Here is a 13,340-nt window from a genome sequence, read left to right as displayed (position 1 = left end):
CATGCCGGCCAGTGCAGTCCTCATGCGTATCGCCGATGATGGGCGAATTCTCGAGTGGTCTGCCCAGGCCCGAGAACTGCTCGGCTGGTCCCGGGCGGATGCCGAGGGGCGCACTGTGGCCGGCCTGGTACGGCCGGGCTCCCCTGCGTCCGAGGTCGTGGCGGCACTGGCGGCTCTGGGGGAGGTGTCGGTACGACCCGCGCTCTCCGGTGGTTCGCTGACCTGGGAGGTAAGCGCAGCAGAAGGCTCTGGTTCAACCGAGCGGGACATCGCGGTCTTGCAGGCGTTGTTCGCTGACGCACCCATGGACTTGTACGTTCTGGACTGCGACCTGCGTATCGTCAGGTCCCGGGCCCGTACGCCCGAGGCACAGCCGGCCGTGAAGGAGACCCAGGCCGGCCCGGATTTCGCTTCGACGCTCGGGCTTGAGGATCCAGCGAACGAGCGTGCGGTGGCGCGGCTGGTTCTTGCGAGCGGTGAGCCGGCGCTGCAGCGTGTCGTGCGGTCCGCAGGAGCGGAGGGCACCAGTCGTCCCGTGGTCTACTCCCTGTCGTACGTCCGCGTCGAAGGACGTGACGGCCGGACTCAGTGCCTGGTCGCCTCGGCCATGGACGTGACGGACCGCGAGCGGACGTTGCGCCGGTTGAAGGTCTTGGAGCGGGTCCGCACAACCGTCGGGGACCGACTCGACGTCATGTCCGTGTGCCAGGAGTTGGTCGAGGCTGTCGTGCCGACGTTCTCAGGCATTGTGGTGGTCGAGGTCATCGAGGACGTGTTCCGGGGGCAGGAGCCGCCGTTGGCTCCGGTGGCCTACGACGTGCCCTTGCGGCGCGCTGCATTCAAAGGGCTGGTGTCGGCACACGCGGTGGGCGACGTTCGTCGGCTCCCGGACGGCACACCGTTCTCACGAGTCCTCAACGACCTGCGTCCGCGGCTTCTCAGTGTGGCCGAAGACAGTCCCTGGCTGTCGGCGGATCCGGCGCGGGCGAACTCCATCGTGCGGTCAGATGCGCACTCCCTGATCGTCGCCCCTCTTACCGTGCGCGGCGAAGCTCTGGGCGTGGTCAGCTTCTATCGGCACGGGGACGAGGAGCCCTTTGACGAGCACGACGTCACGCTGACGACGGATGTCTGCGCGCACGCGGCGCTGTGTATCGACAACGCACGGCGTTACACGCGGGAACGGACCATCGCAGCAACCGTGAAGCGTCAGCTCCTGCCGCAGAAGTCGCCGGTTCCGTCCACGGTGGACGTGGCCACGATGCACATCCCCGGTCCGGGTGGCGGAGGCGCATGGTTCGACACGATCGAACTGGCGGGCGGCCGAGTCGCGTTGGTGCTCGGAGACGTGGCCGGACGAGGCGTGGCGACTGCTACCACCATGGGACAGCTCAGGACCGTCATCCACGCGCTGGCCGCACTCGACTTGGAGCCGCAGGAACTGATGGCACGGCTGAGCGACACCGCCGAGCGACTGGCCACGGAACGGGCAGCGCTGCCGGCGGGAGACCCCCTGAACAGTGAACCGCTCACGGCTGCGTGCCTGATCGCGATCTACGACTCGGTCGACCACACGTGCACGCTCGTTCGCGCGGGACTCTCGGAGCCGTATCTCGTCCTTCCTGACGGCGAGTCGGCGACGGTGACGACTCCGGGAGGTCCGGTGCTCGCCGGCACCGATCACGCCCCTTTTCCTGCCACTGAGATCACGATGCCGGCAGGCAGCACGCTTGCGGTCGGCAATGAGGACCTGTTGGAGACCTCGCCGACGCTGCGTGTACTGCTGCGGGAAGGAGCGACGCTGCCCCTGACCGAAGTCTGCGACACACTCTCCTACGCGCTGCGAGACCGCCACGACACGGAGAAGATGCTGCTGCTGGCGCGTGCTCGAGGTCTGCCCCCGGACAGAGTGCTGACGGTTGCACTGGCCGAGGATCTGGCGGCCGTCCCAGCGGCCCGAAAGGCCGCACGCAGACAACTCGCCGCTTGGAAGATCAGCGAAGAGTCAGCGTTCACCACCGAACTCATCGTCAGTGAACTGGTCGCCAACGCAGTCCGGTACGGCGCCCCGCCGTACCGCCTGCGGCTCATCCTCGACGACCGTCTGACCTGCGAGATCCGTGACGCGGGGACAAGCGTCCCGCACCTCAAGCATGCCCGCGCGATCGATGAAGGGGGCCGCGGCCTGTTCATCGTCGCCAGCATCACCGACGCCTGGGGCGTCCGTTACCACGTCCAGGGCAAGACAGTGTGGGCGCAACAGGGCACGGTGGCTGCAGAGCCGGAGTAGCGGGAGAACTGCGAGGCAGCCCGTCCTCGCGCTCGCCGTCGCATTCGGGGCGATGCCCCTCTCCTGCACAGCGCCCTCAGCCACCGGTCAGCCCTACGGTCCCACGAAGATAGGCGCCCGAGCGTGCCGCCTGTGCCAACGGCGGCCTGCCGGACACCACCCTTCCCGTACAGGCCCGCGCCACGCGAATGGGGTGTGTTCTCCGGTGGTCTGGGTGACCATGGAAGTCGAAGCCGCCAGCAGGCGCAAACAGGCCGCGCCCCAGTCCGAGGGGTGGCTCATGTGGCGTCGGCGGGCAGAAGGAGTGCCTGCAATGAGCGAAGCCGAGTGGCCTCCCCCGGACATCGGCGAGGTGTTCAGCGGCCGAGCGAGCGACGAACCATCACAGCCGAGTGGGTTGATGAACCTTCTGGGAGTGGCGGCCGTGCTGCTGGACGCCGAGGGACGGGTCGTCCTGTGGAGTCCGCAGGCCGAGGAGCTGTACGGCTACACCGCCGAGGAAGCGCTCGGGCAGCACGCCGCACAGCTACTCGTCCCCGAGGAGGACTGTGATTGGGTGCTCAAGAAGTTCGCCGAGGTCATGGAGTCGGGCCGGAGCTGGGGTGGCACGTTCCCCGCCCGTCGAAAGGACGGCGGCACACGGCTGGTGGAGCTGCGCAACATGCGGCTCCTGGACGACCGCGGCGACTTCTACGCCCTTGGACTGGGCACCGACGCGCCCACACTGCGCGAGGTGGAGCGGGACGTAGCCCTCTCCACCCGGCTGATCTCCCAGTCCCCCATCGGAATCGCCATCCTCGACTCCGACCTGCGGTACCTGGCAGTCAACCCCGCGCTGGAGCGGATGCACGGCGTCCCCGCGAAAGACCACCTCGGTCGCCACTACCGCGAGATCATGACGGCTGCGAAGTTCGAAACGCCCGAGGCCGCGATGCGGCAGGTCCTCGACACCGGGATGCCCCTGATCGACCAGTCCACCATCGTCGGCCACAGCCCGGCCGACGAGGCACCGCGCCTGCACGCCTGGGCGATCTCGGCCTACCGGCTGGAAGACACCCAGGGCCGCGTGCTCGGGGTGGCCGAACTCGTCACAGACGTCACCGAGCGTTACCAATCGGCCCAGGAGGCGACCGCGACGCGGCGGCGCCTGGCCGTGATCGCCGACGGCTCCGCCCGCATCGGCACCACCCTGGACATCGCACAGACCGCCCGGGAGCTGGCCGACGTCACCGTTCCCGAACTCGCCGACGTGGTCTCCGTCGACGTGCTCGACTCCGTCATCGACGAGCACCGGCCTCGCACCACCGCCGGTCCCGCATTCTTCCGTGCCCTCGCGCTCAAGGCCTCCCACCCCACCGAGGCCCTCCAAGCCGCCGATCCGCCCGGGCACATCGCCGCGTACGAAGACAACCGTGTGGCCACCCGCTGTGTGCGCACCGGTCGACCCATCTTGATCCCCCACGCCGACGGAAACGACCTGACATCCATCGCCCGGGACGACCACGCCGCAACGCTGCTGGCCCGCGCCGGAGTGCACTCCTACATGGCCGTCCCACTCATTGCCCGCGCCACCGTCCTTGGCTTCCTGGGGCTGACCCGCGCCCGCGACCCACGGCCCTTCGACGAGGACGACCTCGCCATCGCCGCCGAACTGGCCTCCCGCACCGCGGTGTGCATCGACAACGCCCGTGCCCACCAGAGCGTGCGCAACGCCGCCGAGACCCTGCAGCGCAGCCTGCTCCCCCACCATCCACCCCACCTGCCCGGCCTGCAGGTCGCCTCCCGGTACCAGCCCGCACAGGCGGCCTACGAAATCGGCGGCGACTGGTACGACGTCCTCCCCCTGGGCGGCGACCGGACGGCCCTCGTCGTGGGCGACGTCATGGGCAGCGGTATCGACGCCGCCGCGACCATGGGCCGTCTGCGCACCGCGACCGCCGCCTTCGCCGGCCTGGACCTCGACCCCACCCGCGTCCTCCAACAGCTCGACACGATCACCTCCGGACTGGAGCCATACATCGCCACCTGCCTCTACGCCGCCTACGACCCCCGCCGTGGGGAGTGCCACATCGCCAACGCCGGCCACCTGCCCCCCGTCCTCATCCGCGACGGCAAGCATCCCCAGCTGCTCGACCTGCCCACCGGTACCCCACTCGGCGTGGGTGGCGTCCCGTTCGAGACCACCACTCTCTGCCTCGACCCGGGTGACCAGCTGATCCTCTACACCGACGGACTGGTCGAAACCCGCCACCACCCCATCGACGAGCGCCTCGACACGCTCCTGCGCGTCCTGGAAGCACTCGACTGCCCGCTGGAAGAAACCTGCGACCGGCTCCTGCACGACCTCCGACTGCCCGACGACCACGACGACGTCGCCCTGCTGATCGCCCGCAGCCTGTCGTTCGCGCCAGAGGATGAACGACGTCCCCGCTGATCCGATGCAGCAGGAGGTGATAACCGCCAACAGGCATCCGTTGGCGGCGGCGGTCTGGTACCGAAACGACTGGTCCAGGAGCTGATCCAGGCTTGGTGCCGGCCCCTCTCCGGGAACGTGCCATCGGGCACTTCCGATGCGAGAGGAAATACGTGCCGCAGCAGCTGAACAAACGTCAACTGCAGGTCCTGCGTCGGGTCGGGCAAGGCTGCCCGGAAGGCGTACGGGAAGGGACTCATCACAAACGCAGTCGGCAGGCATTTCAGAGGCCGTTGTCCTCACGGACGTGATCGTTGAGTTTCCGCTGCTCAGGCATGGTTTCGGTGTCGCTTCGGGGCGGGCGATCAGGTCGTTCTCGCGATGTGGAGATGACCGGTGACATCGGTGATGGGTCTGTTGGAGCGGCGCGAAGCGGCTGCCCGAGTGCGGGTGTATGAGCTTCGCGTGGAGGCGGAGCGCGTTCTTGCTGAACTCGGCGAGGCGGAGGCGGTGTTGGAGCGCGGTGATCGTCCGCACGGAGCCGGCCGAGGCCCTGGCTGCTCGGCAAAAGGCGGATGCGCTTGTCCCCGGCCCGCGCGAGGCGGCGGTGGACGAGTTCCCGGTTGCGGAGGCAGAAGATGACCCTCACCGACGGCACTGAGCTCAGCCCCGCCCTCGGCATCGGCGCGTTCGCGGAGAAGACGCTCGTGGCCGCCGGACAATGCACCAAAGTCGACCCCGCCGCCTCCGCTGCCGCGGCCGGCTTGCTCGGCTGCGGTGTGATGGCCTGGCTCGGAGCCGCCCTCAACATCGGCGAGGTCAGCCGCGGTGACTCCGTCGCCGTCATCGGCTGCGGTGGCGTCGGCGATGCGGCCGTGGCCGGTGCACGCTCGCCGGAGCAGGAAAGATCATCGCCGTGGACCTCGACGACCGGAAGCTCGCGACGGCCACCGCCCTGGGCGCCACACACACGGTCAACTCTCGGGAGACCGATGCGATCGACACTATCCGCGAACTGACCGGCGGATTCGGCGCGGACTGTTGTCTTCGAGGACAGCACCGCGGGCGCGAAGGCCGGAGCCGCGGCAGGCGCCACCGTCATCGGAGTCGGACAGCGCGGACTGGCCACCGACGCCACCGTCGTCGTCCGCGATCTGCGCGGCCTGACATGGCACGACGGCGTATTCAACCTCGCCGCCGCAGACCTGCTGCGGTGCTGACCACGCCCTACGCATCAGGCCCGGGCGCCGCCCCACGACACACGAAGGACCTCAGCTACCTCGCCCGGTACACCGGATTCATGGAGGGAGGTGCACGCCCGTGCCTGACAGGTGCGCCCGCTCCGTGCCGTCCAGCCGCAACGCCGTCGCCAGCGCATCCTGCCGGTTCTGTGCCCTCAACTCGGCAACCGACGAGCGTGCGTCCGCCGAAGTGCGAGCGGCCGGGTTCGAACCACTGGAGCCGTACCCCGGCCGGACCACGGACCGTTGGCGCTGCCGCTGTTCCTGCGGGAACGAAGTCGCGACGCGCCCGTCCTCCGTCCGGTCGGGAACGACCGGCTGCAAGAAGTGCGCCGCCGATCCGGTGGCCGAACCGATCCCGCGACAGCCGCCGCGGAGGCGCGCGCCGCCGGGTTCGAGCCGTTGGAGCCTTATCCGGGGAGACCACCGACCGGTGGCGCTACCGCTGCAGGTGTGGCACGGACATCACGCTCACCCTGACCAGCATCAGAGGAGGCCGTACCGCGTGCGGAACGTGGCGCAGGGCTCCCGTACGGCAAGCAGAGGCCGGGACCCAAGCCGGATGCTCTTGACGGCGAGACCGTCGACGGCTCCGTCGGCACGGTCTCCCGCGATGCCGTCCGCCGCACCCTTCGCGCCGAAGGCGCCCCGCAGGGAGACGAACATTCAGCCTCTTGGAGGGGGCCCACTGGGCCCGCGGGCCCCCTCCAAGAGCCGCGTCAGGGCTCAGGGCGATGCGTTCTCCCGCCCGCCGACCAGGTCCAGGGCGATGTCAGTGATCATGTCCTCCTGGCCGCCGACCATCCCGCGCCGGCCGACCTCGACCAGGATCGTGCGGGTGTCCAGGCCGTAGCGCGTGGCCGCCGCCTCCGCGTGGCGCAGGAAGCTGGAGTACACGCCCGCGTAGCCGAGGCTCAGCGTCTCCCGGTCCACCCGGACCTCACGGTCCTGCAGGGGACGTACGAGATCGTCGGCGGCGTCCATCAGCGGGAAGAGGTCACAGCCGTGCTTCCAGCCCTGCAGGTCCGCGACCGCGATGAAGGCTTCGAGCGGGCAGTTGCCGGCGCCCGCGCCCTGCCCCGCAAGGGAGGCGTCGACGCGGGTGACGCCCTCCTCGACGGCGACGACCGTGTTGGCGACGCCGAGCGCGAGGTTGTGGTGGGCGTGGATGCCCAGTTCGGTCGCCGGGTCCAGTACGTCGCGGTAGGCGCGGAAGCGGCTGCGTACGCCGTCCATCGTCAGGCGGCCGCCGGAGTCGGTGACGTACACGCAGTGCGCGCCGTAGGACTCCATCAGCTTCGCCTGGCGGGCCAGGTCGGCAGGCTCGGACATGTGGGACATCATCAGGAACCCGGCGACGTCCATGCCCAACTCCCGTGCCGCGGCGATGTGTTGGGCGGCGACATCGGCCTCGGTGCAGTGGGTCGCGACGCGTACCGAACGGATGCCGAGCGCGTGCGCCTGCTTGAGGTCCTGGATGGTGCCGATGCCGGGGAGGAGGAGGGTGGTCGGGACGGCCTTCTTCGTCGCGCCGACGACCGCTTCGATCCACTCCCAGTCGGTGTGCGCGCCGACGCCGTAGTTGACGCTGGAGCCGGCCAATCCGTCGCCGTGGGAGATCTCGATGGCGGCGACCCCGGCGGCGTCGAGTGCGCCGGCGATGGCGGCGGCCTGCTCGACGGTGTAGCGGTGGCGGATGGCGTGCATGCCGTCCCGCAGGGTGACGTCCTGAACGTACAGGCTCTTGGCGCTCATCGGGCGGCCACCTCCATGGCGCGGTGGGCGGCCATGCGCTCGGCGGTGCGCAGCGCGGCCGAGGTCATGATGTCGAGGTTCCCCGCGTAGGCCGGCAGATAGTGGGCGGCACCCTCGACCTCCAGGAAGACGGAGACCTTCAGCGCCTCGCCGGTCCCGGTGGGGACGAGGTCGTGCAGGGCATCGCCGGGGCGTACCGCGTCGTACTGGACCTGCTGCTTGAGGCGGTAGCCGGGGACGTACGCCTGGACGCGGGCGACCATATCCTCGATGGACGCGGTGACCGCTTCGGTGGAGCAGGCGGAGACCAGACAGTGCACCGTGTCCCGCATGATCAGCGGGGGTTCGGCCGGATTGAGGACGATGATCGCTTTGCCGCGGGCCGCGCCGCCGACCTGTTCTATGGCCGAGGAGGTGGTCTCGGTGAACTCGTCGATGTTCGCGCGGGTGCCGGGGCCCGCGGAGCGGGAGGAGATGGAGGCGACGATCTCTCCGTAGTGGACCGGGGTGACCGCGTTGACTGCGGCGACGACCGGGATGGTGGCCTGGCCGCCACAGGTGACCATGTTGACGTTCGGCGCGTCGAGGTGGGCGTCGCCGTTGACGGGCGGGACGACGTAGGGGCCGACGGCGGCCGGGGTCAGGTCGACGAGGGTGCGGCCCAGCGGGCGCAGCACCTCCTCGTGGTGGCGGTGGGCGCCGGCCGAGGTCGCGTCGAAGACGATCTCCACGTCCGCGAACTCCGGCATTTTCACGAGGCCTTCGACGCCCTCGTGCGTCGTGGCCACCTTCAGGCGGCGGGCGCGTGCCAGGCCGTCGGAGTCCGGGTCGATGCCCGCCAGCGCGGCGATCTCCAGGGTCTCGGAGAGGCGCAGGATCTTGATCATGAGATCGGTGCCGATGTTGCCGGAGCCGATGACTGCGACCTTCGTCTTCGTACCGTTGCTCACTTGTCCGCTCCCTCTGTTCCCTCTGTCGCGAAGGTGACCTGGACGGAGCCGAGGCCGGTGATGGTCGCGTCGAACACGTCGCCCGCGGCGGCGGGCACCATCGGGCCGAGTGCTCCGGTCAGGACGACATCTCCCGCCCGCAGTGGATCGCCGCGTTCGGCGAGGGTCGAGGCGAGCCAGGCCGCCGCGACGAGCGGGCTGCCGAGGCAGTCGGCGCCTGTGCCGCGCGAGACGGTCTCGCCGCCGCGGGTCATGGTCATCTCCACGGCGCGCAGGTCGATGCCCGTGAGCGGTACGGGCGTGCCGCCCAGGACGTACAGGCCGCAGGAGGCGTTGTCGGCGACGGTGTCGACGAGGGAGATGTCCCAGTCGGCGATGCGGCTGTCGACGATCTCCAGGGCGGGCAGCGCGAAGTCGACCGCGCGCAGCACGTCGGCGACGGTGCATTGCCGGTGCGGCAGGTCGCGGCCCAGGACCAGGACGACCTCGGCCTCCACCTTCGGCTGCAGCAGTCGGCCGGCGGGCACCTCGCCGCCCTGCGGCACCTCCATGTCGGCGAACAGGGCGCCGAAGTCCGGCTGGTCCACGCCGAGTTGGCTCTGGACCGCCGGGGAGGTGAGGCCGATCTTGCGGCCGACGAGGCGGCGCCCCGCGGCCAGGCCGCGCTGAACGTTCAACCGCTGCACGGCATACGCCGCCTCCAGATCACCCTCGTCGAACAGCGGGCGCACCGGCGGGGTGGCGACCCGGGTGCGAGTGGCCTCGGCCAGCGCGTCCGCCGCCTTGACCACGGTCGGCGGGGCGTCCTCGCCCGGGGGGACGGCTGACGACATGGGCGACCTCCAGAAGGACGGAACGGAAAGGGTTCCGGGGCTGCTCGCGGCTCCCGGTGTTGCCTCCGGTATAGACAGCAGGCCCACTCAGGAGCAAGGTTTGTTCCGTGACACGGAACAGCGAGGGCGGGAACATGCTGGACAAATCAGCCCAGATACTGGAGACCTTCCTTCCCGACGGGGGCCCGTACCGTCTCTCGGAACTCGTGGAGCGGACCGGCCTCACCAAGCCGACCGCGCACCGGCTCACCGCGGACCTGGTGCGACTCGGCTGGCTGGAGCGCTCGGGCGCGCACTACCAACTCGGCGCGAAGCTCTTCGAGTTCGGGTCGCTGGTGCCGCGCAGGCGCGATCTGCGGGAGACCGCGCTGCCCTTCCTCCAGGACCTCTTCGAGGCCACGCACGAGACCGTGCATCTCGGGGTGCGCGAGGGCCTCGAAGTGGTCTACCTGGAGCGCATCCACGGCCATGACGCGCCGTGGCTCCCCTCCAGGATCGGCGGCGGCCTGCCGCTGACGTGTACGGGCGTGGGCAAGGCGCTGTTGGCCTTCTCCGGCGCCGAGCTGTTGGACGAGGTTCTCGCCCGGCCGCTGCCGAGCCTCACCCCGTACTCGATCACGGACCCGGAGCGGCTGCGGACGTCCCTGGAGAAGGTCCAGGTCGCGGGTCTCGCCTATGAGGAGCGGGAGGCCGCGCAGGACGTCAGCTGTATCGCGGCCCCGGTGTTCGCGGGCGGGACCGCGGTCGCCGCCCTCTCGGTGGCGGTGCCGCGGACCCGGTTCCGGCCGGCCCAACTGGCGCCCGCGGTACGGACGTCGGCGCTGGGCCTGTCGCGCGTGCTGCGCAGGGGGATGTGAGCCGAGCGGTTCGGTTCAGCTCCCGAGCCCCGATTCCAGCAGTCTCCCCACCGGCTTGCGTACGGCGAACAGGATCAGACCGATGCCGATCCCGCACACGGCGGTGACGGTGAAGTACGAGGCGTTGTCGATCACGGTGAACAGCTGCCCGAGGAGCCCCGCGAGCGACGAACCCAGCGCGAGCGTGAGGAAGTTCAGGCCGACCATCTGCGAGCGGAACTTCTCGGGTCCGATCCGGGTGGCCAGTGACAGGCCGATCGGCCCGATGAACACCTCCGAAGATCCGGCGGCCATCATGAACAGCAGGATGAGGAACAGCGGGATCACCGCGTCGCCGGTGGCCTCGGAGATGATCAGCAGGAAGAGATAGGCGCAGCCGATCTGGGTCAGTCCGATGGCGACCTTGGTCACCGGGCCCGGCTGGCGCTCCCCGAGGCGCTTCCACAACCGGGCGATGAGCGGGGTGATGAGGACCGCCGCCAGGGGGCTGACGGTGGTGATCCAGGCGACGGGGAACGTCCAGCCGCCTATGTGCAGATCGATCCGCTCGGTGATCAGGATCGAGATGGCCGTGAACTTCTGGAACAGGAAGCCGAAGTAGACACCCGAGGCGAGGAACAGCGGCAGATAGCCGAGGATGCGCCGGCGCTCGTCGCGGGTGACCTCCGACGACGTCGTCATCGTGAGGAAGTACGCGGCCGCGGCCACCAGCGCGGTGATCGTGACCACGGTGGACAGGTTCCCCGCCCGCAGCAGACCGGTGGCGACGGCGCCGCCCACGACCGCGATGCAGGCGAGAGCCACTACGGCGATGAGCGGTCGGCGCCCCGCCGGCAGCGGATTGTTGACTGTCTTGGCGCGCTCGGGGAGCCGGTTCATCGACACGACGTACTGGATGAGCGCCCCGGCCATGCCGATGGCCGCGAGCCCGAATCCGAAGTGGAAACCGAGCTCGTTCTGGGCGAGCCCGGTGGTGAGCGGGCCGACCACCGCGCCGATGTTGATGGCCATGTAGAAGTACGAGAATCCGGCGTCTCGGTAGCGGTCGTCCGTGTGCTGGTCGAGGACGAAGCCGACGATCGACGTGATGTTCGTCTTGAGTGCGCCGGTGCCGAGCACGATGAGGACGAGGCCGGAGCCGAGACCCGCGAGGCCGGGGGCGGAGGCGAGCACGACATGCCCCGCGGTGATGACGACGGCCCCGTACAGGACCATCTTCTGGGGGCTGACGAGCCGGTCGCCGAGCCAGGCGCCGAGGATCTGCGACAGATAGACCGCGCCGCCGTATGCGCCGACGATGCCGGAGGCGAGGGCCGGGTCGAGGGCCAGGCCGCCCTCGCCCACCTCGTACAGCAGATAGAACGAGAGGATGCCCTGGAGCCCGTAGAACGAATAGCGCTCCCACAGTTCCGTGAAGGCCATGCTCCACAGACCTCGCCGGAAGTCTCCCGCGGGCGGTGTCGTGGCGGGCGTCCCGGACGGCTGCTGCGATGCCGGTGTCGTGGTCGGTGTCGTTGGGGTTCTCATTCGCTGAGTCCTGCCAGTCGGGAGCCGAAACGGGCGATGAGCGAGGTGTTCTGTGAGTGCCGGCTCTCCTCCCAGCGGTCGGCGACGCCGAACAGCCGGTACATGCCGTGGACGCCGATCCAGCGCAGGGGTTCGGGCTCCCAGCGTCCAGAGTCGTGGTCGTTCCACGGCAGCCGGGTCAGCTCGGTGTCCAGGCCGGCGGCCCGGTCGAGCAGTGTGCGGGCGGCGAGCTGCGTGGCGGTCACGCCGTGTCCGGCGAAGCCGCGGACGACGCCGACGCGGGTGGCCGGGTCGAAGTAGACGCCGGCGCACCAGTCGCGGGTCACACCGATGGCGCCCCGCCAGGCGTGCTCAACCGTGAACTGCACGTCGGGGAAAAAGAGTTGGAGCCGTTCGGCGAGGGTGCGCACGGTGCGGGCGTCGACGGCGCCGGTTCCCGGGGTACCGGAGTTGAAGGCGTACGGCGTGCCGCGGCCGCCGATGGCGATGCGGTCGTCGGCGGTGCGCTGGGCGTAGACGAAGGTGTGGGCGGCGTCGCCCAGGCACTCGCGCTCCTGCCAGCCGATCCGCTCCCACGCCTCGGCGGACAGCTGATTGGTCACGACCATCGAGGAGTTGACGGGAATCACGTCCCGCCCGCCGAGCCCGGGGACATCGCCCTCGACCTGGCCGGAGTACGCCTCCAGGCAGCTCAGCACGGTCTTGGCGCGCACGGTTCCGCGCGAGGTGGCGACGGCGCCCGCCGCGATGCGCGAGGCCCGTGTGTTCTCGCAGATCCGGACGCCCTTGGCCTCGACGACCGCCGCGAGGCCGTGGACCAGCTTGGCGGGGTCGACGCGGGCCGTGGTGCGGGTGAGCAGGCCGCCGAGCGCGGGCCCGATGGCGATGCGCCGCTTGACGGCGTCGGCGTCGAGGAGTTCGAGGTCCTCGGCACGGTATCCGGCGGCGAGATCCGCGGTGTAGGTACCTTCAAGTCGCTTCAGCGCGGCGGGAGTTGTCGCCACCCGCAGATGGCCGCCGCGCCGCTGGTCGGCCTGGATGCCTTCCTTGTCGAGGATGGCCAGCGTGTCGTCGACGGCGCCGTCCATCTCCCGCTGGAACGCGGCGATCGCGGCCGCACCGTCCTGTCCGCGCCGGCGCGCGGCCTTGGCGTACACGGCACGGTTGCCGGGGATGAGCGGGGAGAGCCAGCCGCCGTTGCGCCCGGAGGCCCCGTAACCGACCTCCTCGGCCTCGATCACGGTGATCTTCGCCGTCGGCTGCTGAAGGATCGCGTGGTACGCCGCCCAGAGCCCGGTCAGACCACCGCCGACGATCGCGAGGTCCTGCTCCTCGTCGGGCAGTGCGGCGTCCCGGCGCGCAGGCGGACCCGAGGGCTCGTCCGTGGCGGCGCGGGACGCCTGTATCCAATGCGATATCTCACCGTTGCGGTACACGGTCATGCGACAACTCCAGCTGGGCGCGGGGGGATTGG

The 13,340-nt window shown here is 69.9% G+C and carries 9 protein-coding genes and 1 pseudogene; 4 read left to right on the top strand and 6 right to left on the bottom strand.

Translation table 11 applies throughout. The features are described from left to right. The first annotated feature begins 1 nt into the window (after position 1). The 3 genes and pseudogenes from CG723_RS33970 to CG723_RS33960 all read left to right on the top strand — a co-directional run. On the top strand, positions 2-2,290 hold the full coding sequence (locus CG723_RS33970) for a SpoIIE family protein phosphatase (protein WP_159032612.1): 2,289 nt from the start codon (positions 2-4) through the stop codon (positions 2,288-2,290). A 313-nt stretch (positions 2,291-2,603) separates the two neighbouring features. Continuing rightward, a complete protein-coding gene (locus CG723_RS33965) occupies positions 2,604-4,724 on the top strand; it encodes a SpoIIE family protein phosphatase (protein WP_100597344.1) in 2,121 nt (706 codons plus the stop codon). Positions 4,725-5,332: 608 nt separating this feature from the next. Next, positions 5,333-5,766: pseudogene (locus CG723_RS33960) on the top strand (zinc-binding dehydrogenase); the annotation flags it as partial. A gap of 664 nt (positions 5,767-6,430) precedes the next feature. Here the strand turns inward: CG723_RS33960 and CG723_RS33955 are convergent. The 4 genes from CG723_RS33955 to mhpD are packed head-to-tail and all read right to left on the bottom strand — an operon-like array spanning position 6,431 to position 9,482. Next, positions 6,431-6,610 carry a hypothetical protein gene (locus tag CG723_RS33955; protein ID WP_100597343.1) on the bottom strand — a complete coding sequence of 60 codons (180 nt, stop codon included), beginning with the start codon at positions 6,608-6,610 and terminating at the stop codon, positions 6,431-6,433. A 60-nt stretch (positions 6,611-6,670) separates the two neighbouring features. Next, positions 6,671-7,699, bottom strand: a complete 1,029-nt coding sequence (gene dmpG / locus CG723_RS33950) for a 4-hydroxy-2-oxovalerate aldolase (RefSeq protein ID WP_100597342.1) — start codon at positions 7,697-7,699, stop codon at positions 6,671-6,673. Beyond that, positions 7,696-8,649, bottom strand: a complete 954-nt coding sequence (locus CG723_RS33945; protein WP_100597341.1) for an acetaldehyde dehydrogenase (acetylating) — start codon at positions 8,647-8,649, stop codon at positions 7,696-7,698. Before CG723_RS33945 ends, dmpG begins: the two co-directional genes overlap by 4 nt. Continuing rightward, positions 8,646-9,482: a 2-keto-4-pentenoate hydratase gene (gene mhpD, locus CG723_RS33940; protein WP_100597340.1), complete on the bottom strand. Its 837-nt coding sequence runs from the start codon at positions 9,480-9,482 to the stop codon at positions 8,646-8,648. The genes CG723_RS33945 and mhpD overlap by 4 nt, the downstream gene beginning before the upstream one ends. 134 nt (positions 9,483-9,616) lie before the next feature. On the opposite strand from mhpD, the gene CG723_RS33935 reads away from it, so the two are divergent. Then, a complete protein-coding gene (locus tag CG723_RS33935; protein WP_100597392.1) occupies positions 9,617-10,339 on the top strand; it encodes an IclR family transcriptional regulator in 723 nt (240 codons plus the stop codon). Positions 10,340-10,354: 15 nt separating this feature from the next. On the opposite strand, the gene CG723_RS33930 is transcribed toward CG723_RS33935, so the two are convergent. Beyond that, entirely contained in the window at positions 10,355-11,761 is a 1,407-nt protein-coding gene (locus tag CG723_RS33930; protein ID WP_100597339.1) for a peptide MFS transporter, read from the bottom strand. Positions 11,762-11,862: 101 nt separating this feature from the next. Continuing rightward, entirely contained in the window at positions 11,863-13,308 is a 1,446-nt protein-coding gene (locus CG723_RS33925) for an NAD(P)/FAD-dependent oxidoreductase (protein ID WP_100597338.1), read from the bottom strand. Between the last annotated feature and the right edge of the window lie 32 nt (positions 13,309-13,340).

The organism is Streptomyces sp. CB01635 (assembly GCF_002803065.1).
Lineage (GTDB): Bacteria > Actinomycetota > Actinomycetes > Streptomycetales > Streptomycetaceae > Streptomyces.
This window is presented reverse-complemented; position numbering and strand designations above follow the sequence as displayed.

What these genes read in the sequence shown, in the direction of transcription:
- dmpG (WP_100597342.1), bottom strand. Translation starts at nt 7,699, where the DNA reads ATGAGCGCCAAGAGCCTGTACGTTCAGGACGTCACCCTGCGGGACGGC.
- mhpD (WP_100597340.1), bottom strand. Translation starts at nt 9,482, where the DNA reads ATGTCGTCAGCCGTCCCCCCGGGCGAGGACGCCCCGCCGACCGTGGTC.
- CG723_RS33955 (WP_100597343.1), bottom strand. Translation starts at nt 6,610, where the DNA reads ATGTTCGTCTCCCTGCGGGGCGCCTTCGGCGCGAAGGGTGCGGCGGAC.
- CG723_RS33925 (WP_100597338.1), bottom strand. Translation starts at nt 13,308, where the DNA reads ATGACCGTGTACCGCAACGGTGAGATATCGCATTGGATACAGGCGTCC.
- CG723_RS33930 (WP_100597339.1), bottom strand. Translation starts at nt 11,761, where the DNA reads ATGGCCTTCACGGAACTGTGGGAGCGCTATTCGTTCTACGGGCTCCAG.
- CG723_RS33970 (WP_159032612.1), top strand. Translation starts at nt 2, where the DNA reads ATGCCGGCCAGTGCAGTCCTCATGCGTATCGCCGATGATGGGCGAATT.
- CG723_RS33935 (WP_100597392.1), top strand. Translation starts at nt 9,617, where the DNA reads ATGCTGGACAAATCAGCCCAGATACTGGAGACCTTCCTTCCCGACGGG.
- CG723_RS33965 (WP_100597344.1), top strand. Translation starts at nt 2,604, where the DNA reads ATGAGCGAAGCCGAGTGGCCTCCCCCGGACATCGGCGAGGTGTTCAGC.